Annotated in this window: 22 protein-coding genes and 2 tRNA genes; 15 read left to right on the top strand and 9 right to left on the bottom strand. The window is 71.0% G+C overall.

What is annotated here, in order from left to right:
- The 5 genes from QP119_RS03040 to QP119_RS03020 form a co-directional block, all read left to right on the top strand.
- A partial coding sequence (locus QP119_RS03040) for an alkylhydroperoxidase domain protein (RefSeq protein ID WP_284773600.1) occupies positions 1-690 on the top strand: 690 nt, incomplete at its 5' end.
- An 85-nt stretch (positions 691-775) separates the two neighbouring features.
- Positions 776-1,654: a phytoene/squalene synthase family protein gene (locus QP119_RS03035; RefSeq protein WP_284773599.1), complete on the top strand. Its 879-nt coding sequence runs from the start codon at positions 776-778 to the stop codon at positions 1,652-1,654.
- Positions 1,655-1,657: 3 nt separating this feature from the next.
- On the top strand, positions 1,658-3,208 hold the full coding sequence (gene crtI, locus QP119_RS03030) for a phytoene desaturase family protein (RefSeq protein WP_284773598.1): 1,551 nt from the start codon (positions 1,658-1,660) through the stop codon (positions 3,206-3,208).
- A gap of 129 nt (positions 3,209-3,337) precedes the next feature.
- Entirely contained in the window at positions 3,338-3,586 is a 249-nt protein-coding gene (locus tag QP119_RS03025) for a GntR family transcriptional regulator (RefSeq protein WP_336620399.1), read from the top strand.
- A 413-nt stretch (positions 3,587-3,999) separates the two neighbouring features.
- The gene (locus QP119_RS03020; protein ID WP_284773597.1) at positions 4,000-4,767 is read left to right on the top strand and encodes a TIGR02206 family membrane protein; all 768 of its coding nucleotides are present in this window, start codon (positions 4,000-4,002) and stop codon (positions 4,765-4,767) included.
- 34 nt (positions 4,768-4,801) lie between these two features.
- Here the strand turns inward: QP119_RS03020 and QP119_RS03015 are convergent, their stop codons facing one another.
- Together QP119_RS03015 and pepN are read right to left on the bottom strand one after the other, a co-directional pair.
- Complete coding sequence (locus tag QP119_RS03015; RefSeq protein WP_284773596.1) at positions 4,802-5,752, bottom strand: hypothetical protein; 951 nt, start codon at positions 5,750-5,752, stop codon at positions 4,802-4,804.
- Positions 5,753-6,192: 440 nt separating this feature from the next.
- On the bottom strand, positions 6,193-8,823 hold the full coding sequence (gene pepN / locus QP119_RS03010) for an aminopeptidase N (protein ID WP_284773595.1): 2,631 nt from the start codon (positions 8,821-8,823) through the stop codon (positions 6,193-6,195).
- Positions 8,824-8,923: 100 nt separating this feature from the next.
- Here pepN and QP119_RS03005 point away from each other — a divergent pair, with 100 nt between their 5' ends.
- The 3 genes from QP119_RS03005 to QP119_RS02995 all read left to right on the top strand — a co-directional run bounded on the left by QP119_RS03005 (position 8,924) and on the right by QP119_RS02995 (position 10,499).
- Entirely contained in the window at positions 8,924-9,538 is a 615-nt protein-coding gene (locus QP119_RS03005) for a DsbA family protein (RefSeq protein WP_284773594.1), read from the top strand.
- 94 nt (positions 9,539-9,632) lie between these two features.
- Positions 9,633-9,896 carry a hypothetical protein gene (locus QP119_RS03000; protein ID WP_284773593.1) on the top strand — a complete coding sequence of 88 codons (264 nt, stop codon included), beginning with the start codon at positions 9,633-9,635 and terminating at the stop codon, positions 9,894-9,896.
- Between the two features lie 126 nt (positions 9,897-10,022).
- Positions 10,023-10,499, top strand: coding sequence for a ribose-5-phosphate isomerase (locus tag QP119_RS02995; protein ID WP_284773592.1), 477 nt, complete (start codon positions 10,023-10,025; stop codon positions 10,497-10,499).
- A gap of 30 nt (positions 10,500-10,529) precedes the next feature.
- On the opposite strand, the gene QP119_RS02990 is transcribed toward QP119_RS02995, so the two are convergent.
- The 3 genes from QP119_RS02990 to QP119_RS02980 form a co-directional block, all read right to left on the bottom strand.
- Positions 10,530-11,366, bottom strand: a complete 837-nt coding sequence (locus QP119_RS02990; RefSeq protein WP_284773591.1) for an aldo/keto reductase — start codon at positions 11,364-11,366, stop codon at positions 10,530-10,532.
- Between the two features lie 86 nt (positions 11,367-11,452).
- The gene (locus QP119_RS02985; RefSeq protein ID WP_284773590.1) at positions 11,453-12,772 is read right to left on the bottom strand and encodes an Nramp family divalent metal transporter; all 1,320 of its coding nucleotides are present in this window, start codon (positions 12,770-12,772) and stop codon (positions 11,453-11,455) included.
- A gap of 240 nt (positions 12,773-13,012) precedes the next feature.
- Positions 13,013-13,876, bottom strand: a complete 864-nt coding sequence (locus tag QP119_RS02980) for a DUF1542 domain-containing protein (RefSeq protein WP_284773589.1) — start codon at positions 13,874-13,876, stop codon at positions 13,013-13,015.
- A gap of 184 nt (positions 13,877-14,060) precedes the next feature.
- On the opposite strand from QP119_RS02980, the gene QP119_RS02975 reads away from it, so the two are divergent.
- From QP119_RS02975 to QP119_RS02955, 5 genes are all read left to right on the top strand, one after another.
- Positions 14,061-14,135 (top strand) — tRNA-Gly (locus tag QP119_RS02975).
- Between the two features lie 218 nt (positions 14,136-14,353).
- Positions 14,354-14,427: transfer RNA gene (locus tag QP119_RS02970), tRNA-Pro, on the top strand.
- 51 nt (positions 14,428-14,478) lie between these two features.
- Positions 14,479-15,867 carry a trigger factor gene (gene tig, locus QP119_RS02965; protein ID WP_284773588.1) on the top strand — a complete coding sequence of 463 codons (1,389 nt, stop codon included), beginning with the start codon at positions 14,479-14,481 and terminating at the stop codon, positions 15,865-15,867.
- 121 nt (positions 15,868-15,988) lie between these two features.
- Entirely contained in the window at positions 15,989-16,627 is a 639-nt protein-coding gene (locus QP119_RS02960) for an ATP-dependent Clp protease proteolytic subunit (RefSeq protein WP_284773611.1), read from the top strand.
- A gap of 29 nt (positions 16,628-16,656) precedes the next feature.
- A complete protein-coding gene (locus QP119_RS02955) occupies positions 16,657-17,331 on the top strand; it encodes an ATP-dependent Clp protease proteolytic subunit (RefSeq protein WP_423777744.1) in 675 nt (224 codons plus the stop codon).
- A gap of 95 nt (positions 17,332-17,426) precedes the next feature.
- Here the strand turns inward: QP119_RS02955 and fabG are convergent, their stop codons facing one another.
- Positions 17,427-18,209: a 3-oxoacyl-ACP reductase FabG gene (fabG, locus tag QP119_RS02950; protein ID WP_284773587.1), complete on the bottom strand. Its 783-nt coding sequence runs from the start codon at positions 18,207-18,209 to the stop codon at positions 17,427-17,429.
- Positions 18,210-18,421: 212 nt separating this feature from the next.
- Here fabG and QP119_RS02945 point away from each other — a divergent pair, with 212 nt between their 5' ends.
- On the top strand, positions 18,422-20,428 hold the full coding sequence (locus QP119_RS02945; RefSeq protein WP_284773586.1) for a choice-of-anchor I family protein: 2,007 nt from the start codon (positions 18,422-18,424) through the stop codon (positions 20,426-20,428).
- A gap of 6 nt (positions 20,429-20,434) precedes the next feature.
- Here the strand turns inward: QP119_RS02945 and QP119_RS02940 are convergent, their stop codons facing one another.
- Complete coding sequence (locus QP119_RS02940; RefSeq protein WP_284773585.1) at positions 20,435-21,724, bottom strand: D-serine ammonia-lyase; 1,290 nt, start codon at positions 21,722-21,724, stop codon at positions 20,435-20,437.
- A 146-nt stretch (positions 21,725-21,870) separates the two neighbouring features.
- On the opposite strand from QP119_RS02940, the gene QP119_RS02935 reads away from it, so the two are divergent.
- Positions 21,871-22,557: a uridine kinase family protein gene (locus QP119_RS02935; protein WP_284773584.1), complete on the top strand. Its 687-nt coding sequence runs from the start codon at positions 21,871-21,873 to the stop codon at positions 22,555-22,557.
- Between the two features lie 12 nt (positions 22,558-22,569).
- Here the strand turns inward: QP119_RS02935 and pdxT are convergent, their stop codons facing one another.
- Complete coding sequence (gene pdxT / locus QP119_RS02930) at positions 22,570-23,205, bottom strand: pyridoxal 5'-phosphate synthase glutaminase subunit PdxT (protein ID WP_284773583.1); 636 nt, start codon at positions 23,203-23,205, stop codon at positions 22,570-22,572.
- Positions 23,202-24,110, bottom strand: a complete 909-nt coding sequence (pdxS, locus tag QP119_RS02925; RefSeq protein ID WP_284773582.1) for a pyridoxal 5'-phosphate synthase lyase subunit PdxS — start codon at positions 24,108-24,110, stop codon at positions 23,202-23,204. Before pdxS ends, pdxT begins: the two co-directional genes overlap by 4 nt.
- Between the last annotated feature and the right edge of the window lie 114 nt (positions 24,111-24,224).

The raw sequence follows: 24,224 nt of genomic DNA, 5'->3' as shown, positions 1-24,224 counted from the left end.
GGCGCCTGCGCCGTCACCCGGGACACGGACGCCGCGGCAGGCGCGGCGTCGGAAAGCGACGTCGAAGGCAGCGACGACCTGCCTCTGACCACCTACCCGGACATCCACGCGCCCAAGCGGTTCGTCTCGCACGCACTCGGCTGGCGCGCCTGGCTCGAGCCGGTCGCCGAGCGGAAGCTGACCGAGGTCCAGATCGACTCGCTGATCAAGCCCGAGCGCGCCAAGCAGCCCTACTTCCGGCTGCTCGCCCGCGACCCCGAGGCGCTGCGGGCGCGCACCCTGACCGACCTGGACATCTTCTACAACACCGACGGCGGGCTCGGCCGCGCCGAGCGCGAGTTCGCCGCCGCCGTGACCAGCCGCTTCAACGGCTGCGTCTACTGCGCTTCCGTGCACGCCGGGCGCACGCTCGCCGAGTCCACCGGACGCGAGGACGACGTCGAGCGCCTGCTCGACGAGGGCCCCGGCGCCGAGGCCGGCTCCGCGACCTGGAACGCCGTGCGCGACGCGGCGGTGGCGCTCTCGGCCACGCCCGCCCGCTTCGACGCCTCGCACGTGCGCGCCCTCGAGTCCGCCGGCCTGAACCGGGCCTCGGTGCTCGACGTGATCAACGCGGTGGCCTTCTTCAACTGGGCCAACCGGCTCATGCTCGGCCTCGGCGAGCCCGAGGTGCCCCGCCGCTTCCCCTGAGGCACGGGATCGGAGCCGCCCCGCGCGCCGGGTGAGGGTCATCTGAGCTGCGGAGCACGGGTGCCCGCCCGCTAACCTGGCAGCCATGACTGAAGTGGACCGGGAGCGCGCGGGCTACGCGGCGATGGCGCGACGCGCCGCCGCGGCCGTGCTCGCGTGCTACTCGACGAGCTTCGGGGCCGCCACCCGCCTGCTGCCCGCCCGCCAGCGCGCCGACATCCGCGCCCTCTACGCGGTGGTGCGCATCGCCGACGAGATCGTCGACTCCGCCGCGGGGCTCGCCGGCTTCGACGCCGCGGCCACCCTCGACGCCTACGAGGCCGCCGTGCGCACCGCGGCCGACAAACCCTTCCACACTGACCCGGTGCTGCACGCCTTCGCCGCGACCGCCCGGCGCTGCCGCTTCACCGGCGAGCAGCTCACCGCCTTCTTCGCCGCCATGCGCGCCGACCTGCCCGGCGCGGCGGGGGAGCCTGGCGCGGCCGGCGCCCCGGCGACCTACACGCGCGCCGGGCTGGCCCGCTACATCCACGGCTCGGCCGAGGTGGTCGGCGAGATGTGCGTGCACGTCTTCCTCGCCGGCCCGCCGACCGGCCCGCGCGCGCAGGAGACCCTCGCCGGGGCGCGGCGGCTCGGCGCGGCCTTCCAGAAGGTCAACTTCCTGCGCGACCTGCGCCACGACCGCCACGCACTCGGGCGCGACTACGTGCCCTGGGTGACCGACGGGGCGTCGAAAAGCGAGTTCGTCGCCGAGATCCGCGCCGACCTCGACGCCGCACGCGCGAGCCTTCCCGAGCTGCCCGCGCGCGCCCGCCTGGCTGTCAGCGCGGCGATCGGGCTCTACGGCGAGCTGACCGACCGGCTGGACGCGGCGACCTGGGACGAGGTCACCGGCGGGCGCATCCGCGTGCCCGGCCCGGTCAAGGCGCGCGTGCTCGCGCGCACCCTGACGAAAAGGAGCTGAACCATGACGCAGACGGCACCCCATGCGGTGGTCATCGGTGCGGGCGTGGCGGGGCTGGCCACCGCCGCCCTGCTGGGCAGGGAGGGCTGGCGGGTCACCGTCTGCGAGCGCACCGACGCCCCCGGCGGGCGCATGGGCGAGCTCTCCGTCGACGGCTTCCGCTTCGAGACCGGCCCGAGCTGGTACCTCATGCCCGAGGTCTTCGAGCGCTTCTTCGCCCACTTCGGCACCAGCCCGGACGCCGAGTACGGCCTCGAGCGCCTCGACCCGGCCTACCGCGTCTACTCCTCGAACGGGCGCAGCCTGGACGTGCGCACCGGCCATGCCGTCGAGCTCTTCGATTCCGTCGACCCCGGCTCCGGGGCCCGGCTGCGCGCCTACCTCGACCAGGCGGCCGAGATCTACCGGATCGCCGAGGAGAAGTTCCTCTACACCACCTTCGCCCGGCCCGCCGACCTGGTGGACGCCGAGGTGCTGCGCCGCCTGCCGGAGCTGGCCCGGCTGCTGACCGAACCGCTGGCCAGCAAGGCCGCGCGCGTCACGCGCGACCCGCTGCTGCGCCAGGTCCTCGAGTACCCGGCGGTCTTCCTGGCCTCCCGCCCCGAGCGCATCCCCTCGCTGTACCACCTGATGAGCCACGCGGACCTCACCGCCGGGGTCGTCTACCCGCGCGGCGGATTCGCGGCGCTGGGCCGGGCGATGGTGCGCGTCGCCGAGGCTCGGGGCGTGCGGATCCGCACCGGCTGCGAGGTCACCGCGATCACCTCGACCGCCGGGCGCGCCGACGGGGTGCGCCTGGCCGACGGCTCGCGGATCGCCGCCGACGCCGTGATCAGCTGCGCTGACCTGCACCACACGGAGAACTCCCTGCTCCCGCGCGGAAAGCGCAGCTACCCGGAGCGCAGGTGGGCACGGCGCGACCCGGGCCCCGGCGTGGTGCTCGTGCTACTCGGCGTGCGCGGCGAGCTTCCGGGCCTGCTGCACCACACCCTCTTCTTCGACGCTGACTGGCGCGCGGACTTCGACGCCGTCTTCTCCGGGCCCGACGGGCGCCGCGACCTGCCGGCGGCGCGCTCGATGTACGTCTGCCGGGCCAGCGCCTCCGACCCGACGCTCGCCCCGGCCGGCTGCGAGAACCTCTTCATGCTGGTGCCCACCCCGGCCGACCCGGCGATCGGCCACGGCGACGCCTACGGTGCGGCCGAGTCGCCCACGGTGCGTGCGATTGCCGACGCCGCAGTGGCCCGGCTCGGCGCCCGCCTCGGCGTGGGTGACCTGGCCGGACGGGTGGTGGTGCGCCGCACGATCGGGCCGGCCGACTTCGCCGGGCGGTACCATGCGTGGCGCGGCTCGGCGCTGGGCCTGGCCCACACGTTGGGGCAGTCGGCGTTCCTGCGGGGGAGGAACGTCTCGGACAAGCTCGACGAGCTCTACTACGCGGGCGCGACCACGCTGCCCGGCGTCGGGGTTCCGATGTGCCTGATCTCCGCGGAGAATGTGCTGACCCGCATGCGCGAGCGCGGGGAGCGGGGCTTCGGCGGTCGCCCGGAGTAGGGGGCCGGGGCGCCCGGGGTGGGCGTGCGCCCCGGGGGTGGGGCGCCGCGCCGGGCGCTCGTGGGCGGTGTCAACTGTGGTGCGCACGAGATAAATCAGGCCATACTGATTCTCTGTTAGTATCAAATTATGAGCCCGGCTAGACCCCGAAAACAGCCCGCCTACCTGTGCATCGCAGACGAGGTGAGGTCCTGGATCGAGTCCGGTCAGTACGCCCCGGGCGAGCGGCTGCCGCACGAGCGCGCCATGGTCGAGCAGTTCGGCGTCGCGCGCATGACTGTGCGCCACGCTCTCGAGATCCTGGAGAACGAGGGGCTGATCGACCGGCGCCGTGGCCGCACCGGCGGCACCTTCGTCGCCCTGCGGCGGGAGCCCTAGCCCCGGCGGCAGCCTCGGCCCTTCACCTGCGACAGCACCCTCGCCTCCCACCTGCGATGTCCCCTCGGGGCCTCGCGACCGCGCCTGCAGTTTCCGCTTGGAGTCTCGCCACCTCACCTGCAGTTTTTCCTCGCCGTCCGCAGCGTCCCCTCCGCACCCAGCAAGGCCCCGCATAGCAAGGGCTCTTTTTGACCCAGCAAGGCCTCTGCTTGCTGGGTAGGGCCTTGCTGGGTCGAACATAGCTTTCTCGGGGGAGCGCCGTCGCACCTGGCGCAGCGGGGCCTTCGTCGGGCGGAACGCGGTCCCGCAGGTCGCAGTGTGACCGCCGGGGGACAGGTCGCAGCGTGACCGCCGGGGAGTCGAATGGCCGGGTCCCGAGGTGGGGAAGACCACTCATTGCTAAAATCCGGCTTATGTCGAACGCCACCCGCACCTGGACGTCCCGCCGTACCGGCGAGACGTACCCGGTCATCGAGCAGTTCGACCGCCGGCACCTGTGCGTGATGGTCGTCGGGATCAGCCTGGCCGGCGTGCTCGTCGTCGCCGCGAAGCGCACCCGGGGGATGAAGGCGAACAAGATCGCCCGGCAGCTCACCGCGCTGGTGCTCGGGGTGCTCAGCGTGACCTACCTGGCCGTGATCCTGCGTCGCGAGAACTTCGTCGCCGACGAGCTGGCACCCTTCCACGTCTCCGACTGGCTGCGCCTGATCGCTCCGGTCGCCCTGGGCACCGGCCAGGAGCACCTGACCGCGATCACCTACTACTGGGGCTTCCTGCTCAACCCGATGGCGCTGCTGACCCCCGACGCCGCGTGGGTGATGGACCGGCGCATCCAGGAGAGCGCCTACTGGCTCTTCCACTGGGCCGCCCTGATCATCCCCGCCGTGCTCACCTTCGGCTACGGCTTCCGGCCCACCTGGTCCGGCTACCGCTTCACCATGGCGTTCAGCGTGGTCTGGATGGCCGTCGCCGGGGCCGCCAACGTGCGCACCGGCGGCAACTACGGCTTCCTCGCGCGCAAGCCGCGGGGCCGTTCCATCATCGACATCTTCGGTCCGTGGCCCTACTACATCGGCGTCGAGTTTCTGCTCGTCGCGGTCGCGTGGGCCGGCATGACCTGGATCTGGGAGCGGCGCCCGGCCGGCGGGCTCAGCCGCCGCGGTCTCATGCGGCGCGCCTGAGCGGCGCCGTTGTTTTGTCGCCGATCGTCCAGCTCTATGCCGCCCGGTTTCCGGGGAGCCGCCCGAGGGCGTCGCGGATGACGTCGATGGCCGGGTAGCTTCCGTCGGAGCGTGCTGCGAGGTGCTCCTTACAGATGCGGACCAGGGGGACGCCCGTGTTCCGGATGTCCTTCTCCCGTCGGAGTTCGTCGTGGATCGCCCGGGCGGTCGGAATGCCGTACGCGCCGTGGTACTTGTCGTCGCCGTCGTACTCGACCCCGAGGACACCTTGAAGGCGCAGGTCAAGGTAACGCGGACCCATCGCGGTCATGACCTTAGACTGCAGCTCTATCTCCTCGGGGGCGACCAGACCCGACTCGACGATGATCGCCCGCAGCCGGGATTCGGCCGGCGAACCTGCGCCTTCACGGGCGAGGTCCACCGCGCGGTGCACGATCGACTTGTTCGGGTACCGGGCTGAGGTGAGCACCGCTTCGTTGAGTCGCCGGCGCGACCAGCTGGGGTCGTTGAGCACGAAGTCCATGGCCACGACACCGGCTATGGCCCCGTGGTAGCGGGCGATGTCCCGCAGGGTGCGTCCGACCGTGGTGAGTCGGACGCCTTTGACCACCACGACCTCGTGGTCCTCGAGGTGCGCCTGCCGGACGATGAGGTTTCTGCCTCGGCGATGTGTCGTGCTCGGCGGATGCCGCTTGCCGTACGTGATCTCGTGGGCGAACCGGAGATCGAGCACCGGGATGCCCCAGAAGACGGCCGCGGAGTTTCCGCACAGGGCGGCGCGGTCGAGAGTCAGCCCGAGTGCAGTCGCGTCGAGCGCGTTCCTGGTCCAGCGAGGCGATGAACGGTAGTGCTCGGCGTCCACCGCGATCTCGGGGCGGAGGCGGATAAGAGATCCGTCCCTGAGTGCCGCCCGCAGCTCAGAGTCCGAGGCTCGTTGCCGGCGGAGGTCGATCATTCCTTTGGTAGTCGTCAGGTGTGGTTTCATACCTGGGACTCTGGCAGGCAGGCAGGGAGCCCGTCGGGTACGGGGAGAGCGCTGTGGATGACCGGGCCGCGAGGATATGCGGTGACCCCTACCTGTGGAAGAAGCCGGGTGAGGAGTCGGTGGGGACGCTAGGGTTGAGAGTTTGGCAGTTGAACGGATGCGGTCCGAGGCTGGTCCACCGCGGCTTCACTGCGGTGGATCTGGCGGATCGACTGGGTCGCGGCCACCCCGAGCAGCCGCGAATCCAGCAAGGCCCCGTATAGCAAGGAGCGGCCTTGCTGGGTTCAGCAGAGCGCTTGCTATACGGGGCCTTGCTAGGTAGGCGACGGGAGAAGACAGCGGTGGCCGGGGAGCGCGCCTGAGCGGGGCCGTTCAGCCTCCCGGCCGACCCCGCGACCGGGGAGCGGGCCCCGAGCCCCGCCCCCGCGGACCTCCGCCGGTTACTCCCCGGCGGCCTCGGCGTCCACCTTGCGCAGGCGCAGCGTGCGCACCATGCGGTCGCGGTTCTCCGCCAGCAGGCGGTGCAGGCCGCCCGAGGTCTCGGCCAGCAGCGCGTCGGCGCGGCCCAGGTGCTCCTCGGTGACATCCCAGCGCGGGTAGAGCTCGAGGAGGGTGCGCTGGGCCATCTCGGGGGAGAACTCTTTCCAGATGCGCGGCGCGATCCGGAAGTACTCCTCGTTGAACTGCTGCAGCAGCTCACCGGGGTCGGCCCAGGTAAGCCCCTCGGTGGTGTGCCGGATGCCCAGGTTGGACAGCTCACCGGAGACGGCGGCGTCCCAGGCGGTGCGCTTGGCCTCGGCCGTGGGGATGGCGGCGCGGGCGCGCACCGCGGACATCGTGCCCGAGGCGGAGCGGTCCGCCGCGGCCAGCTCGGAGATCGCGGCCTCGGCGGACTCGGCGTCCTCGTACCGGCTGTGCGCGATCAGCGCGGTCAGCGCCAGCCAGCGCAGGTCCGCGTCAACGGTCAGGGCGCCGACGGTGGCACCCGGCTCGGCTGCCACAAGCTTGAGCAGGTAGGCCACCGCGGCGTCGGAGAGCGGCGCCCGGGTCAGCTCCTGGGCGAAGATGAGCGCGGCGTCAGGGTCCTCGCCGCGCGCGCCGGCGATGAGGGCGTCGCACAGCAGGTCGCGGCCCTCGGCCTCGGTCCAGGCGGGGTCGGCGTAGCGGTGCACGGCCGTGGTGGCCTGCGCGAGCACGCGCTCGACCACCGACAGCTGCGTCTCGGCGCCGACGGCCGAGGTGACCAGGCGGGCGAACTCGCGGGCCGGCATCTCGCCGGCGCGGGTCTCCTCCCAGGCGGCCGACCAGCACAGGGTGCGCGCCATCGGCGACTCGATGTCGCCGATGTGCTCGACGACGAAGGCACGCGAGGCCTCGTCGAGGCCCATCAGGCAGTAGGTCAGATCGTCGTCGTTGACCAGCACCAGGTCCGCGGCCTTCTCACCGACCAGCTCGGCCACCTCGGTGCGCTGGCCGGTGACGTCGACCTCGACGCGGCTGCGGCGGGTGACCTTGCCGTCCGCACCCAGGTCGTAGAGGCCCACGGCGATGCGGTGGGTGCGCAGCGTCTCGCCGGACTGGACCACCGCGAAGGCGGAGTAGGTGCCGTCGTCCGTCTCGAACTCGGGGGCCAGGCGGGAGATGCCGGTGGTCTTGAGCCACTGGCCGGCCCAGTCGGACAGGTCGCGCCCGGAGGCCTTCTCCAGCGAGTCGAGGAGATCCTCAAAGGTTGCGTTGTCCCACTGGTGGGCGGCGAAATGACGACGCACGCCCGCGAAGAAGTTCTCGCGACCCACGTAGGCCTGCAGCTGCTTGAGCACGCTGGCGCCCTTGGCGTAGGTGATGCCGTCGAAGTTCTGGTCGACGGTCTCGATGTCCGAGGCGTCCGTGGAGATCGGGTGCGTGGTCGGCAGCTGGTCCTGCTGGTAGGCCCAGGCCTTCTCGACGGCCGCGAAGGTCACCCACGCGGTGTCGTACTCCGTCTCCTCCGACTGCGACATCGCCGAGGACCAGGTGGCGAAGGACTCGTTGAGCCACAGGTCGTTCCACCAGCGCATGGTCACCAGGTCGCCGAACCACATGTGCGCCAGCTCGTGCAGGATCGTGTCCGCGCGGCGCTCGTAGCGGTAGTGGGTGGCCTTCGAGGTGAACACGTACTCGTCGCGGATGGTCACACACCCGGCGTTCTCCATCGCGCCGGCGTTGAATTCGGGGACGAAGACCTGGTCGTACTTGCCGTAGGGGTAGGCGTAGCCGAAGTTGCGGTGGTAGTAGTCGAAGCCCTGCTTCGTCTCGCGGAAGAGCTTGTCCGCGTCGACGTGCGCGGCGATCGAGGCGCGCGCGTAGATGCCCAGCGGCACCACCAGCTCGGTGTCCTCGCCCGGCTGGCCCTCCGGGGTCTCCGGGTGGTGGGTCAGGTGTCCGCGCCACTCGTCGGTGACCGCGACGTAGGGGCCCGCGCACACGGCGATCAGGTAGCTCGACAGCGGGTAGTCCACCTTCGAGCGGTGCACGGCCACGCCGGTGTCCTCGCGGGCCTCGGTGACCTGCTTCGCGTTGGCGATCACGGTCCAGCCCAGCGGGGTGGAGATGGTGAAGTCCCAGGTGGCCTTGAGGTCGGGCTGGTCGAAGCAGGCCATCATCCGCTTCGCGTCGGCGGTCTCGAACTGGGTGTAGAGGTAGGTCTGCCCGTCGGCCGGGTCGGTGAAGCGGTGCAGGCCCTCGCCGGTGCGCGAGTAGAGGCAGCGCGCGGTGACCTTCAGGGTGTGCTCGCCGGCGCTCAGTCCCGTCAGGGCCAGGCCCTTCTCCTCGTCGTAGGCGCCGTCGCGGAAGGAGACCGCCTCGGCGGTGATCTCCGCGGCGTCGAGTAGCACCTCGTCGACGCGGGCGGCGCGCAGGTCGATGAACGTGTCGCCGGGCTCGTCGACGGTGAAGCGCACGGTCGTCGTCGAGCCGAACTCCGCGTCGCCCTCGGCGGCGCGGCGCAGGCCCAGATCGACGTCGTAGTGGTTGACGGTGAGCATCCGCGCGCGGGACTCGGCCTCGGCGCGGGTGAGGTTGGTGGAGGTCATGGCATACACGGTAGTCACCGGCGGGGGCGCGCACGGGCCGTGGGCGCGGGAGTGCGGTTAGGCTGGCCCGCGAAGTCACCCGACAGAGAGGAATCACCCCATGACCCAGTCCGTCACCTTCTGGTTCGACGTCTCCTGCCCGTTCGCGTGGCAGACCTCCCGCTGGATGAAGGAGGTGGAGAAGGTCCGCGACATCGAGATCACCTGGCAGCCGATGAGCCTGTCCGTGCTCAACGACGGCCGCGACCTCGACCCGGAGTACATGAAGATGATGGAGGCCAATTGGGGCCCGGCCCGCGTCTTCGCCGCGGTGGCCACCGAGCATCCCGAGAAGGTCGACGAGCTCTACACCACCATGGGCGAGCTGGTGCACCCCGGTGGCCAGGGCGGCAAGAAGGGTTACGGCGCCTACAACGAGGTCATCGCCGAGGCACTGGCCAAGGTGGGCCTGTCCTCCGACTACCAGAAGGTCGCCGACACCGAGGACTGGGACGACGAGCTGCGCAAGTTCCACAACGCCGGCATCGAGTCCGTCGGCGACGAGGTGGGCACCCCGGTGATCAAGCTGGGCGAAAACGCCTTCTTCGGCCCCGTGATCACGCGTGTGCCCACCGGCGAGGAGGCCGGTGAGATTTTCGACGCCGCGGTGCGCCTGGCCCAGTACCCCTACTTCTTCGAGCTCAAGCGCTCGCGCATGGAGAACCCGCAGGTCTAGGAGGAGCGGGTTTCCGACTTTCCCCTCTGCCTGACGGGCGGGGGCGGGGCGGTAAAATATTCAGCCGAACGATGACCCGTCTCCCGGAGGATCCGTGTTCAGCACCTTCACCGTCACCCTCGTCATCGCCGTGCTCGCCGGTGGCCTGGCGTACTACAGCTGGGGTCGCTCGGCGACGCTCTCCCTGGCCGCCGGTGCGGTGTGCGTGGGTGTCTCCCTGATCGCGCTGCTGATGGCCGTGTTCATCAGCCTGGCGTGGTTCATGAAGCTGGTGCCGCTGGTGCTCCTGGCCGGCGGGGTGTGGCTGGTCTGGCGGGTGCTGGGCCGGCGCCGCGACCGGGAGGGCGCGCTGCGCTAGGCGCGGCGGCGATGGCCGTCCGACGGGGCGGCCCGGGGCGACAGGCCAGAAGCAGCAGGGGTGGCCGCGGGGGCGGAAAACAACACGGAGTCCAAAGCCGGTGTCGGGGCGGCTAGACTGCAGTGCATGCGCGTTTACCTTGGAGCAGACCACGCCGGATTCGACCTGAAGAACGCCGTGGCTGAGCACCTGAAGGCCGCCGGTCACGAGGTCATCGACTGCGGCGCCCACACCCTCGACCCCGCCGACGACTACCCCGCCTACTGCATCGAGGCGGCCAGCCGCACGGTCAACGACCCGGGCTCCCTGGGCATCGTGCTCGGCGGCTCCGGCAACGGCGAGCAGATCGCCGCGAACAAGGTTGAGGGTGCCCGCTGCGCCCTGACCTGGTCCGTCGAGACCGCCCAGCTGGCCCGCCAGCACAACAACGCCCAGCTGATGGGCATCGGCGGGCGCATGCACTCCGTCGAGGAGGCCCTCGAGATCGTCGACGCCTTTATCGGCGCCGAGTGGTCGAAGGAGGAGCGCCACCAGCGCCGCATCGACATCCTCTCCGAGTACGAGCGCACCGGGGTCGCCCCGGCGCTGCCCGAGGAGAAGTAGCCCCCGGGCCTCTGATTGGAGGCCTCCCTCTTAAGGCTCCATCTTGTTCGGGTCGCGTCCGACGCGCCCCTCCAGGCCGCGGTCGAGTGCGTCGACCGCGGCCATTTCCTCGTCCGTCAGCTCGAAGCCGAAGACGTCGATGTTGGCGCGGATGCGCTCGGGGTTCGAGGACTTCGGGAAGAGGACCCGCCCGTGCTGCAGGTGCCAGCGGATGACCGCCTGGCCGGCGCCGACGCCGTGGGCCTCGGCGACCCGGGTCACGGTCGGGTCCTCGAGCAGCGGGTACTTGCCCTGGCCGAGCGGGCCCCAGGCCTCGACGGCGATCTCGTGGTCGCGGCAGAACGCGACGTCGTCGCGGCGCTGGTAGGCCGGGTGCAGCTCGAGCTGGTCGACCACCGGCGGCACGGGGGAGTGGCGCAGCAGGTTGTCCAGGTGCTCGGGCAGGAAGTTCGACACCCCGATCGAGCGCACCAGCCCGGTCTCGCGCGCGGCGATGAAGCGGTCCCAGACCTTCAGGTAGAGGTCCTGGGCGGGGCAGGGCCAGTGGATGAGGTAGAGGTCGACGTAGTCGAGGCCGAGCTTCTCCAGCGACTCGGCCAGCGCCGCGTCCGGGTCGCCGTGGCGGTCGTTCCACAGCTTGGTGGTCACGAAGATCTCCTCGCGCGGGATGCCGCTGGCCGCGATCGCGCGGCCCACGCCCTCCTCGTTGCCGTAGAACCCGGCGGTGTCGATGTGCCGGTAGCCGGCCTGCAGCGCGAGGCCGACGACCTTCTCCGCGGTGTCGTTGTCGACCTTGTACGAGCCGAAGCCCAGCTGCGGGATCTCGTGTCCGTCGTTGAGGGTGATCGTGGGGACGTTGTCGCTCATGGGCCCAGTGTGCCAGAGGCGCCGCCTGGTGTGGGGCCGGGTGATTGACGACGTCCCGCCGCTCCCCGTCGGCGCGTCCGCGGGCGTCAGCCGAAGATGCCCATCAGCTCGTGGATGCACAGCGCGGCGAAGGCGATCAGGATGACCGACACGACGGTGTTGAGGAACCAGCCGTTGCGCCAGCGCGCGGGCACCCGGTCGGAGTTGAGCAGGATGAGCAGCGTGAGTGCGAGGAACGGCATGAACAGCGCGCCGAGTGCACCGTAGGCGATGATGATCGCGGTCGGCTTGCCCAGGATGAGCAGCAGCATCGGCGGGAAGGTCAGCCAGAACAGGTAGATCCGGTAGTATTTTCCGCCCGAGTGCGTGTCGGGGTGGCCCTCGGGCAGCCCGCGCAGGTGGCCGAGGTAGTCGGCGAACATCAGGGACACGCCGTTCCACACGCCGAGCACAGAGGAGAACGCGGCGGAGAGGAATCCGACCAGGTAGATCACCGACATCGCCTTGCCGTAGCGCTCCTCGAGCACCCCGGCCAGGTCGACCAGGCCCTGGTCGGAGTCGGAGACGGCGAGGTTGGCGCTGTAGAGCATGTCGGCGCCGATGAGCAGCATCGCGATGACGAAGATGCCGGTGACGATGTAGGAGACGGTGTTGTCGAGGCGCATCACGCGCATCCAGCCGGCGCCGCCCCAGCCCTTCTCGGAGAGCCAGTAGCCGTAGGCGGCCAGCGTGATCGTGCCGCCGATCCCGCCGGCCAGCGAGAGGACGTAGACGAAGGAGCCCTCGGGCACGGTGGGCACCAGGCCGGTGATGATCTCGGGCAGGTGACGGAACGTCAGCGTCGAGATACCCACGACGGTGACGAACATGACCCCGACGAGCACGGCGATGATCTTCTCGAAGAGCCGGTAGCGCCCGATCCACATCAGGGCGAAGCCGACCAGGCCGGAGATGATCGCCCACATGGTCAGCGAGGTGCCGGGGAAGAGCGCGCTGAGCGCCAGTCCGGTGCCGGACATGCCGGCGGCACCGTAGACGAAGCCCCAGATGATGATGTACGGCGCGAAGTACCACGTGGTCCAGCGGCCGATGGAGTGCCAGCCGTGGAAGAGGGTGTGCCCGGTCGCCAGGGTCCAGCGTCCGACGCCCTCGACCAGCACGATCTTCATCACCGTGCCGACGATGCACGCCCACAGCAGGGCGTAGCCGAAGCGCTGGCCCGCGACGAGGGTGGCCACCAGGTCGCCGGCCCCGACCGCGGTCGCCGCGGCGACCAGGCCCGGGCCGACGACGGTCCAGCTGCGCAGCGGCTTGCCGGCGGAGTCGTCCCCGACGGCGGTGGGCTGCCCCGCGCCCGCGGTGTCTGCCGGGCCCGTCCCGGTCATCTCGGTTCTGTCGTTGCTCACGGTCCTGACCTCCCTGACGGTGTTGGTTGCGGCGCGAAACAAGGTCAGCCTAACGGGTGAGGTAAATCACTTTCTGGGTTTTCGGTTGCTGAACCGGTTTAGGTGTCAGCGCATGCCGGGCGGGGTAATTGCCGACGTCCCGCCGCTCCCCGTCGGCGCGCCCCACCCCGTGCAGCACGAGACCCCCGGACTAACGTCCGGGGGTCGGTGGGGAAGTGGGAGATTAAGGAGGGGTGCAGGCTAGAAGTCGAAGCCGCCGAAGTCGAAGCCCCCGCCGTCGCCGCCGAAGTCGAACCCGCCGCCGTCGCCGCCGAAGAATCCGCCGTCACCGCCGAAGAAGCCGCCGCCGTCGCCGCCCGTGTCTCCACCCATGTCGCCGCCGTCGCCCATGTCCCCGGCGTCGCCCATGTCGCCGTCGGCGCCCTCCGCGCCGTCGGCCAGGCCGTCCTCGTAACCGGAGCCGTAGCCGTCCTCGAAGGCGTGGGCGGAGTAGCCCACGCCGGACATGCCGGAGAAGAGCGCGGAGAACATCATCACCGAGCCGGCGGTCCACAGGCCGGTGGCCATGGCCGGGGCCCACCACGGGGTCGAGTACCAGCCAGCCGGAACCGGGCGGCCCGCGACCTTGCCGCCGGGGTAGTAGTTCGGGGTGTCCGCGCTCGCCTCGGGCGAGGCCGTGATCTGCTGGCCGTCGTGCTCGATGGTGCGGCGCTCGGTGACCTTGCCGGCGGCGCGCTGGCCGGCCAGCGGCGGCAGCTCGGGGCCGGCGGGCAGGCCCATGATCTCGCGGGCCGCGTTGACGTAGTGCAGGCCCTCGAGCGCGGACTCGCGGGCGAGCTGCGCCTGCTTGACCGTCTCGGCCTGTCCGATGGCGGCCGAGGCGGCGTTGTAGCGCTCGGAGGCGTCGGCCAGCGCCTGGGTGGAGGCGGTGTCGTTGCCGGAGAGCGTCAGCACCTGCGAGCCGAGGCGCTCGATCCAGCGGCGGGCGTCGGCCTGCGCGTCGGCGAAGGAGGCACGCTCGCGGCCGATCTCCTTCTTCTTGTTCGACTGCGCCCAGATGGCGATCCCGGCGCCGATGACGATGAGGAGGAGCAGAAAGGACACTGAATGACCCACTTTCGTTGGCGGGGAAGGTTCTCGTCTGCTTCAACGCGCCGGGCCCGCGGAAAGTTCCGGCCGCGGCGCATGAATCGCCCCGGGAAGTGCACCCGGGCGGCATCGGCGACTGCGCGCGCACGAACGGGGCGTTTGTCCCGTCCGCGGCCTCTGCACTAGGCTGGCTGCCACTGGGAACGTCGTATAGTGGCTAATACCTCAGCCTTCCAAGCTGAAGACGCGGGTTCGATTCCCGTCGTTCCCTCCAGTTGACCGCCCCGCCGGCCGCCCTGAGCGTCGGCGGGGCGCAGTCGTCTCCTGGCCGTTTCCCGGCCCGCCCGCCCATGGCCCGCACCTCTCCGGTAGAGTGTCTCGCTTGTCAACGTCGCCCGCCCGGGCGGCGCCGCGTCCCCCGCGGCCTGGCCCCGGCGGGCGACCCCGGTGTGGGTCGCCCGCAGACCCCGCCGGTATGCTTGGCGAACGTCGCGGGGCGTGGCGCAGCTTGGTAGCGCACCTGCTTTGGGAGCAGGGGGTCGCAGGTTCAAATCCTGTCGCCCCGACGTAAGAAACATCGAGAAGAGACTTTCGCACCGATCCAGGAGAGTGACTCCGTGAAGAGTTCCGTCGAGAAGCTGAGCGACACCCGCGTCAAGCTCACCGTCAACGTTCCATTCGATGAGCTGAAGGGTGAGTTCGACAAGGCCTACCAGGCCATCGCCCAGCAGGTGACCATCCCGGGCTTCCGTCGTGGCAAGGCCCCGCGCCAGCTGATCGACGCCCGCTTCGGCCGTGGCCCGGTCCTCGAGCAGGTCGTCAACGACATGCTGCCGTCGCGCTACGAGCAGGCCGTCAAGGAGGCCGACGTCAAGCCGATCGGCCAGCCCGAGGTCGACATCACCGAGATCGAGGACGGCGACCACGTCGAGTTCACCGCCGAGGTCGACGTCCAGCCCGAGATCGAGGTCCCGGACTTCTCCGCCCTCGAGGTCACCGTCCCGGCCCTGGAGGTCTCCGACGAGGACGTCGACGAGGCCCTCGACGAGCTGCGCGGCCGCTTCTCTGAGCTGAAGAACACCAAGCGCAAGATGAAGACCGGCGACATCGCCGTCATCGACATCAAGGCCACCGTCGACGGCGAGGAGATCCCCGAGGCCGCCGCCGAGGGCATCAACTACGAGATCGGCAAGGGCGACCTCATCGACGGCCTGGACACCGCGCTGCGCGGCATGAAGACCGACGAGGACAACGAGTTCACCACCACCTTCAAGTCCGGCAAGTACGCCGACAAGGAGGCCACGGTCAACGTCCACGTCCAGCAGTCCAAGGAGCGCAAGCTGCCGGACCTGGACGAGGAGTTCGTCCAGATGGCCTCCGAGTTCGACACCGTCGACGAGCTGCGTGACGCCACCCGCAAGCAGGTCGAGGACTCCAAGAAGACCGGCCAGGCCGCCGCCATCCGCGACGAGACCCTGAAGAAGGTCCTCGCCGAGACCGAGTTTGAGCTGCCGCAGACCGTCGTCGACGCCCAGGTCGACGCCCAGCGTCACCAGCTGCTCGGCCAGCTGGCCCACGACGAGGCCGCCCTGAACTCCGTCCTCGAGGCGCAGGGCACCACCCGCGAGAAGTTCGACGCCGAGCAGCGCGAGAACGCCGAGGAGGCCGTGCGCACCCAGCTCTTCCTCGATGCCCTCGCCGAGCAGGAGCAGCCGGAGGTCTCCCAGCAGGAGCTCACCGAGCACATCATGTTCACGGCCCAGTCCTACGGCATGGACCCGAACGAGTTCGTCCAGCAGATCAGCCAGTCCGGCCAGATCGGCAACCTGTTCGCCGACGTCCGCCGCGGCAAGGCCCTGGCCGCCGCGATCTGCCGCGTGAAGGTGACCGACGACGCCGGCAACTCCGTCGACCCCGAGGAGTACTTCGGCGAGGAGGACGAGGACGAGGCGCAGAACGACGCCAAGGCCGAGTCCACCGAGACCACCGAGGCCGAGGACAAGTAACCTCCGCCTGACACGCCGCGAAGAAGGGGCCCGGGACCGCCCGGGCCCCTTTTTCCGTCCCCGACGACGCTGTCAGCGAACACGGCGGCATCCCGGGGGAGTGCGGCGGTAGCCTGGGACCCTGAATAAACGGACGAAGAAAAAGGAGAGACTGACTCTCATGAGCGAACGGACCACCATGGGCCCCGAGAACGCGGGCGTGAACCTGGGTGACTCGGTCTACGAGCGCCTCCTGCGGGAGCGCATCATCTTCCTGGGCAGCGAGGTCAACGACGAGATCGCCAACAAGCTGTGCGCGCAGATCCTCCTGCTCTCCGCGGAGGACCCGAACCGCGACATCTCGCTCTACATCAACTCGCCCGGCGGCTCCGTGACCGCCGGCATGGCCATCTACGACACGATGAAGTACTCGCCGTGTGACGTGGCCACCTACGGCATGGGTCTGGCCGCCTCGATGGGCCAGTTCCTGCTGACCGCCGGCACCCCCGGCAAGCGCTTCGCGCTGCCGCACGCGCGCATCCTGATGCACCAGCCCTCGGCCGGTGTGGGCGGCACCGCCGCGGACATCGCCATCCAGGCCGAGCAGTTCGCGCTGACCAAGAAGGAGATGGCCGAGCTGATCGCGGAGCACTCCGGTCAGTCTTACGAGCAGATCGTCAAGGACTCCGACCGTGACCGCTGGTTCACCGCCCAGGAGGCCAAGGACTATGGCCTGGTCGACCACGTCATCGAGACCGTCCAGGGCTCCGTGAGCAACTGAGCGGGAAGCAGATAGGAGAGGTAGAGAGAATGTTCAACCCGATTTCCGCCGGTGGCCTGCAGCTTCCCCAGTCGGGCCCGACCCCGGGCATGCAGATGCCGCAGTCGCGCTACGTCCTGCCGAGCTTCATCGAGCAGTCCGCCTACGGCACCAAGGAGACCAACCCCTACGCCAAGCTCTTCGAGGAGCGCATCATCTTCCTCGGCGTGCAGGTCGACGACACCTCGGCCAACGACATCATGGCGCAGCTGCTGGTCCTCGAGGGCATGGACCCGGACCGCGACATCACCATGTACATCAACTCGCCCGGCGGCTCCTTCACCGCCATGACGGCGATCTACGACACGATGCAGTACGTACGCCCCGACGTGCGCACCGTCTGCCTGGGCCAGGCGGCCTCGGCGGCGGCCGTGCTGCTGGCCGCGGGCACCAAGGGCAAGCGCGCCGCGCTGCCCAACGCCCGCGTGCTCATCCACCAGCCGGCCACCCAGGGCACCCAGGGGCAGGTCTCCGACCTGGAGATCCAGGCCGCCGAGATCGAGCGCATGCGCCGCCAGATGGAGGAGACGCTGGCCCGCCACACCGGCCGGACCCCGGAGCAGGTGCGCATCGACACCGACCGCGACAAGATCCTCACCGCCGAGGACGCCGTGGAGTACGGCATCATCGATGAGGTCTTCGGCTACCGCAAGCTGCACGACTAGTCGTCCAGCTCAGGCGGCCCCGGGGTGGGCCGCCGCAGGTGGAGCCGCGCAGCTTCGGCTGCGCGGCTTTTTCCGTGCGGATCAGACCGCGCGGCTCAGGCGTCGTGCCCGTTCCCGCGGGCGGGCAGGATCGCCTCGGGGGACTCCGGCAGGATCTGGCCGCCGTCGGCGACGATGACCTGGCCGGTGATGTAGCCGGCCTCGCGGCTGGCCAGGAAGCAGGCCACCGCGCCGATGTCGCGCGGGTCGCCCAGGCGCAGCACCGGCACCGCACGCGCCATCTGCGCGTTGTACTCCTCGCCCTGCGCCTTCAGTCCCTCCGTGGCGACGTTGCCCGGGGCCACCCCGTTGACGGTGATGCCGTCGCGGGCGACCTCGAGGGCCGCGCTGCGCATGAAGCCCTGCTGGGCGGCCTTGGTCGCCCCGTAGTGCGCCCAGCCGGGGTAGCCGGTGTGCGAGCCGGTGATCGAGGTCGTGATGACCACACGTCCGTAGCCGGCGGCGCGCATGTACGGCAGCACCTCCTGGACGGTGACGAAGGCGCCGCGGACGTTGACGTCGAAGATGTGGTTCCACTGCTCGTCGGTCATGGTCTCCAGGCTGGCCTGCGGGAAGATGCCCGCGTTCGAGCACAGGATCTGGATGCCGCCGAAGGTCTCGTTGACCTCGGCGAACAGCTCGTGGACCGCCTTTCGGTCGGTGACGTCGAGGCGGCGGGCGTGCGAGCCGGTCTCCTTCGCGGTGCGTTCGGCGGCCTCGAGGTCGAGGTCGGCGATGACGACGGTGGCCCCGGCCTCGCGCAGCATCCCCACGATCGCGCGACCGATGCCGGCGGCACCTCCGGTGACGACGGCGGTCTGGTCGGTCAGGTCGAACATGGCGGGCTCCTCGCGGTCGCCGCGGTCGACCTCCCCGGGTGGCAGGCCCGTCCCGCGGAATGATCACTCAATATCCATGCTAGCCACGCGGCGGGCGCGGTCTCCGGGAGTTCACCGGGAGGCCGCTGCAGCGTCACCGCGCGGCCACCGCGGCTTCGCACGCCTCAGGGACCCTGGCAGTTGTCTGTCCGCCGACCAGGAAGAGCCTTGTGATGACCTCCCGCCCGTCCCTCCGCACCGCCCGCACCACCCGCACCGGCGTCGCCCTGTGCACCTCCCTGGCCACCGGCATCGCCGGTCTGGCCACGGTGACCAACGCAGCGCCGGCGCATGCCGCGGTCGTCGCCAATCCCGTCACGCATTCCGCACCGGGCGCGGCCATCGGGCTCGAGCCCGTCGGCAGCCACGAGACCGGCGTCTTCGGTGAGTCCGCCGCCGAGATCGTCGCCCACCGCCCCGACAGCCAGCGCGTCATGGTGGTCAACGCGCAGTCCGGCAAGATCGACGTCCTCGACGTCTCCGAGCCCGCCGAGCCGAAGCTGCTGCACTCCGTCGACGGGGGCGCGGGCACCACCGTCAACTCCGTGGCCGTGCGCGCCGACGGCCTGGCCGCCGCCACCGTCGAGCCGGACGACAAGACCGAGCCGGGCTCGCTGATCTTCTTCGACGCCGCCGGCGACGGCGAGGAGCTCGGCCGGGTGGGCGTCGGGTCGCTCCCGGACATGGTCACCATCACCGCCGACGGCACCAGCGCCCTGGTCGCCAACGAGGGCGAGCCGGCGGAGGACTACTCCGTCGACCCGGAGGGCTCGGTCTCCGTCGTCGCGCTGCCCGAGGGCCTCGAGGCGCCCGCGCAGTCGGACGTGCGCACCGCGGGCTTCACCGCCTTCGAGGACTCGCTGCCCGAGGGCGTGCGCATCTTCGGGCCCGAGGAGGTCGACGGCGAGGAGTACACCACCACCGTCGCGCAGAACCTCGAGCCGGAGTACATCGCTACCGTCGACGGCACCGCGTACGTCACCCTCCAGGAGAACAACGCCGTGGCCGTCGTCGACATCGCCGCCGCGCAGGTCACCGACATCCTGCCGCTGGGCACCGTCGACCACTCCCAGCCGGGCAACGGGCTGGACGCCTCGGACCGCGACGAGAAGGTCAACATCGCCAACTGGCCGGTCAAGGGCCTGGTCCAGCCGGACTCCATCGGCGCCTACCAGGCCGGCGGCACCACCTACTTCGTCACCGCCAACGAGGGCGACGCCCGCGACTGGGACGCCTACTCCGAGGAGGCCCGCGTCAAGCACCTGGGCGACCCGGACGAGACCGACTACCTCGACCGCCCGCTGCCCGGCCTGTGCGAGGGCTTCGCCGGGCTCGACGCCGAGGGCATCGAGGACCTGCAGGAGGACGAGAACCTCGGCCGCCTCAACATCACGCTCGCCGACGGCCTGAGCGGGGACGGCTCCTGCTACGAGGAGCTCTACTCCTACGGCACCCGCGGCTTCTCCGTCTACTCCGCCGACGGCACCCGCGTCTTCGACTCGGGCGCCGAGTTCGAGGAGATTCTCGCCGACGTCGCGGAGCGCTCGCCGTTGGTGTTCAACTCCAACCACGAGGAGACCGCCTTCGACGACCGCTCCGACAACAAGGGCCCGGAGCCGGAGGGGCTCACCCTCGGCGAGATCAACGGGCGCACCTACGCCTTCATCGGGCTCGAGCGCGTCGGCGGCATCTTCGTCTACGACGTCACCGACCCGGCGGGCAGCCAGTTCGTCACCTACGTCAACAACCGCGACTTCTCGGTGGACCCGGACGAGACCGGCTCCGCCGAGGGCGCCGGTGACCTCGGCCCGGAGGGCCTGGCGTTCATCGCAGCCAAGGACTCGCCCAACGGCAGGCCCATGCTGGTGGTGGGCAACGAGGTCTCCGGGACCACCACGCTCTTCGAGATCACCGGTGAGGGCGTCGAGGACGGCGACGACTCCGACGACGCGGACGACGCGGACGGCGGCGACGGTGCCGACGGCTCCGCGGACAGCTCCTCGGAGGGCGACTTCATCGCGGGCTCGGCCCTCGGCTCCTCAGCCGGCACCGTCTTCGGCGTGCTGGCCGGTGTGCTCGGGCTGCTCGGCGTGCTCGGCCTGTTCGGCCAGCCGCTGCTCAACGCCATGGGTGACCGTTTCCCGCAGCTGCGCGCCCAGATCGAGCAGGCGCTACGGTAGCTCCCGCTAACGCAGGGCCGCGTCCCGGCCGGCCGCCAGCAGCGCGGCGAACTCCTCCTCCGGGACCATCGACCCGCCCGTGGACCAGGCGATGTGGGTGGCCCGGTCGAGGCGTTCCCCGTCCAGGCCGCGGGCGCGCAGGAAGTCCGCGTCGGCCTGCACCCGCCACGGGCCGGTGAGCCCCGCGGTCGCCGAGGGTTCCAGGCGCCAGCCCTCGGCGTCGTGTACGCGGGCGACCAGGCCGGTCAGCTCGGCGTCGTAGTGCGTGGCGAAGCCGTCGATGCGGCCGCCGACGACGCCGCGGACCAGGCTCGACATCCGTCCGACGGCGAGCCCGTCGGCGTCGGTGCGCCCGTCCAGGCCGATCTCGGCGACGCTGATCTTCTCGCGCAGGCCCGAGCGCTCGCCGAGGAAGACCGCCGGTGCGGCCACCGGTTCGTGCAGGACGCAGCACACGTCCGCTCCGAAGGTGCGGTAGAGCCCGTAGGCGATCCCGCCCGGGGCCCCGCCGACCCCGCAGGGCAGGTGCACCACGAGCGGGTGCTCGCGGTCGACGGGGATCTCGAGTGCGCGCAGCTGGCCGGCCAGCCGCCCGGCGGCCACGGCGTAGCCGGCGAAGAGCGAGAGCGAGGCCTCGTCGTCGACGAAGTGGGTGTCTTGTTGGTCTGCTGCCTGCTGGCGCCCGGCGGCCACGGCCGCGGAGAAGTCGCCGGCGTGCTCGACGACCTCGGCGCCGCGCTCGCGCAACAGCTTTTTCTTCCACCCCTTCGCGTCGCGGGACATGTGCACCACCGCGCGCAGGCCGAGCGCGGCGCCGACCAGCCCGATGGACAGGCCCAGGTTGCCTGTCGAGCCGACGGCGATTGTGTGCCCGGCCAGCGCCTTCTTGCCCGCGGGCATGCCGGCGTCCGAGGCGTCCAGGCCCGCGGCCTGGAGCACCTCCTCGGCGTACTCGAGCACCTCGTGGATGCCGCCGCGAGACTTCACCGACCCGGAGACCGGCAGCAGGTCGTCGCGCTTGACCCAGAGCCGGCCGCGCAGCGGTGCACCCAGGTCGTCCTCGAGCGCGGCCTGCAGCGCGGGCGCGCACACCAGCGGCGACTCGAGGACGCCGCCGGTGGGCGCGGAGTCCGGGAAGGTCCGCGAGAACCAGCCGGCGAAGCGGGAGAAGCGGGCGCGCGCCCGGGCGATCCGGGCGTCGAGGGCGGCGTCGCCGGCCCAGCCCGGGGCCAGGGGCTGCGCGCGCAGCCAGGAGGTGGCCTCGGCGGCGGCGAGCCGGGCGATGACGGGGTCCATGCCCGCCATTGTGCCGGGATCAAGCCGGGTCCGGCGCACACCCGTCGTCTGAGACGAAGCATCAGCCCGCCGTGTCCGCTACACTGCGGTGACTCCCGTGTCCCGGATACCGCAGGCCTGCCGCCGAGGCCAGGAAGGACCATCTGATGCCGAGTTCGACGGCGCTGTTCGACCCCGGCCCGGGTGAGCCCCACCTCGGGCCCTTCACCCCGAGGCCGCTCGCCGACCTGCTGCCCGCAGGCCGGGGCCGCCGGGTCGTGCTGATCGACGGCCGCGGTGGCGCCGGGAAATCCACCCTGGCGGCAGCTCTCGCGGACGAGGCGACCCGCTCCGGCCGTCCGACGGCGGTCGTGGCCACCGACGACCTCGCCTGGCATCACTCGCGCTTCGGGTGGCACGACCTGCTGGTCACGCACATCATCGAACCGTTTCTCGCCGGCGACGCGGTGAACTACCGGCCGCCCGGCTGGGTCGCCGAGGGGCGTGGGGGATCGGTGCAGGTGCCCGCGGGACCCCGGTTGCTCATCGTCGAGGGCACCGGTGCGCTGACGGACGCGATCGCGCCGCTGGCGGACTTCAGCGTCTGGGTCACCGGCGACGTCGAGGAGCAGCGTCGCCGCGGTATCGCCCGCGAGGTCGACGCGGGCGTACGCGATCAGGACGCGGCCACCCGCTTCTGGGACGACTGGCAGACCGAGGAGCGCCCGTTCCTCGCGTCCCGGTGCCCCTGGGATCTCGCCGACCTCGCGGTGCTCGGCACCGTGGGCGAGACCCGCCCGCCGGCGGGCGGGGTGCTCGCCGCGGACGGAACCCGCGGCCGGCCCCGCGGCTAGCCGGCTGGACGGCTAGACGCGCGCCCCCGCGTGCGCCCGCACCCGTCCGAGGAACTCCGCGTGCACGGTCTCGTCCCCGGTCAGCTCGGGGTGGAAGGACACCCCGGTCACCGCGCCCGGGCGCACGCCGACCACGCGCCGGCGCCCCTCGGCGTCGACAAGCACCGAGCAGGCCTCGACGCCGTCGCCGAGGCGGATGACCTCGGGCGCACGGATGAAGGCCGCGGTCACGCTCGCCGCGCCGCCGCCGGCCGGCGTCCAGGGCAGCTCCGCCTCGGCGGAGTCGACCTGGGGGCCGAAGGCGTTGCGGCGCACGGTGACGTCGAGGAGTCCCAGGACCTGTTGGCCAGCGGCCGGGTCCCCGACCTCGGCGGAGAGCAGGATCAGACCCGCGCAGGTGCCCAGCACCGGAAGTCCCTCGCGCACGGCGGCGATCAGCGGCTCGCGCAGCCCGAAGATGCGCGTCAGCCGGTCGATCGTGGTCGACTCCCCGCCGGGCAGCACCAGGCCGTCCAGCCCCTCGAGGTCACCGGGCCGGCGCACCAGGCGCACCGTGGCGCCCAGCTTCTCCAGGAGCTCGGCGTGCTCGGCGACGCCGCCCTGCAGGGCGAGCACACCGACGGTCGGCGCGGCCTCCGCGCGACTCACCAGCCGCGCTCCGCCAGGCGGTGCGGGGCGGGCAGGTCGGCGACGTTGATGCCGACCATGGCCTCGCCCAGACCGCGGGAGACCTCGGCGATGACGTCCGGGTCGTCGTAGGCGGCGGTGGCCTTGACGATCGCGGCGGCGCGCTGGGCCGGGTTGCCGGACTTGAAGATGCCGGAGCCGACGAAGACGCCGTCGGCGCCGAGCTGCATCATCATCGCGGCGTCGGCCGGGGTGGCGATGCCGCCGGCGGTGAAGAGCACCACGGGCAGCTTGCCGGCCTGGGCGACCTCGCGGACCAGGTCGTAGGGGGCGGCCAGCTCCTTGGCGCGCACGTAGAGCTCGTCATCGCTGGCGCCGGCCAGCTGCGCGATCTCCTTGTTGATGGTGCGGATGTGCTTGGTGGCCTCGGAGACGTCGCCGGTGCCGGCCTCACCCTTGGAGCGGATCATCGCGGCACCCTCGGCGATGCGGCGCAGCGCCTCACCGAGGTTCGTCGCGCCGCAGACGAAGGGCACGGTGAACTTCTGCTTGTCGATGTGGTTGACGTAGTCGGCGGGGGAGAGGACCTCGGACTCGTCGATGTAGTCCACCTTGAGCGACTGCAGGACCTGTGCCTCGACGAAGTGGCCGATGCGCGCCTTGGCCATCACGGGGATGGACACGGCGTCGATGATGCCGTCGATCAGGTCCGGGTCGGACATGCGGGCCACGCCGCCCTGGGCGCGGATGTCGGCGGGGACGCGCTCGAGGGCCATGACGGCTACGGCGCCGGCATCCTCGGCGATCTTCGCCTGCTCCGGGGTGACCACGTCCATGATCACGCCGCCCTTGAGCATGTCGGCCAGGCCGCGCTTGACCAGCGGCGAGCCCTGGGTGGTGCCAGTTACATCGTTGTTATCAGACATGAGGACCATTCTGCGCCCGCGGGTGGTCCACTGAGAAGTCCAAAAACAAACCAGAAAAATAGACCACACGCCGGGTTCAATTTCCGACGCCGCGTGGGTCGCCGTGGAGCGCGC

This window comes from Corynebacterium frankenforstense (assembly GCF_030211955.1).
Lineage (GTDB): Bacteria > Actinomycetota > Actinomycetes > Mycobacteriales > Mycobacteriaceae > Corynebacterium > Corynebacterium frankenforstense_A.
The sequence above is the reverse complement of the archived record's forward strand: the minus strand, read 5'-3'. Positions and strand labels throughout refer to the sequence as shown.

Excerpts from the sequence above, each read along its gene's own strand:
- QP119_RS03035 (WP_284773599.1), top strand. The coding sequence starts at position 776 with ATGACTGAAGTGGACCGGGAGCGCGCGGGCTACGCGGCGATGGCGCGA.
- crtI (WP_284773598.1), top strand. The coding sequence starts at position 1,658 with ATGACGCAGACGGCACCCCATGCGGTGGTCATCGGTGCGGGCGTGGCG.
- QP119_RS03025 (WP_336620399.1), top strand. The coding sequence starts at position 3,338 with ATGAGCCCGGCTAGACCCCGAAAACAGCCCGCCTACCTGTGCATCGCA.
- QP119_RS03020 (WP_284773597.1), top strand. The coding sequence starts at position 4,000 with ATGTCGAACGCCACCCGCACCTGGACGTCCCGCCGTACCGGCGAGACG.
- QP119_RS03015 (WP_284773596.1), bottom strand. The coding sequence starts at position 5,752 with ATGAAACCACACCTGACGACTACCAAAGGAATGATCGACCTCCGCCGG.
- pepN (WP_284773595.1), bottom strand. The coding sequence starts at position 8,823 with ATGACCTCCACCAACCTCACCCGCGCCGAGGCCGAGTCCCGCGCGCGG.
- QP119_RS03005 (WP_284773594.1), top strand. The coding sequence starts at position 8,924 with ATGACCCAGTCCGTCACCTTCTGGTTCGACGTCTCCTGCCCGTTCGCG.
- QP119_RS02995 (WP_284773592.1), top strand. The coding sequence starts at position 10,023 with ATGCGCGTTTACCTTGGAGCAGACCACGCCGGATTCGACCTGAAGAAC.
- QP119_RS02990 (WP_284773591.1), bottom strand. The coding sequence starts at position 11,366 with ATGAGCGACAACGTCCCCACGATCACCCTCAACGACGGACACGAGATC.
- QP119_RS02955 (WP_423777744.1), top strand. The coding sequence starts at position 16,657 with ATGTTCAACCCGATTTCCGCCGGTGGCCTGCAGCTTCCCCAGTCGGGC.
- fabG (WP_284773587.1), bottom strand. The coding sequence starts at position 18,209 with ATGTTCGACCTGACCGACCAGACCGCCGTCGTCACCGGAGGTGCCGCC.
- QP119_RS02945 (WP_284773586.1), top strand. The coding sequence starts at position 18,422 with ATGACCTCCCGCCCGTCCCTCCGCACCGCCCGCACCACCCGCACCGGC.
- QP119_RS02940 (WP_284773585.1), bottom strand. The coding sequence starts at position 21,724 with ATGGACCCCGTCATCGCCCGGCTCGCCGCCGCCGAGGCCACCTCCTGG.
- QP119_RS02935 (WP_284773584.1), top strand. The coding sequence starts at position 21,871 with ATGCCGAGTTCGACGGCGCTGTTCGACCCCGGCCCGGGTGAGCCCCAC.
- pdxS (WP_284773582.1), bottom strand. The coding sequence starts at position 24,110 with ATGTCTGATAACAACGATGTAACTGGCACCACCCAGGGCTCGCCGCTG.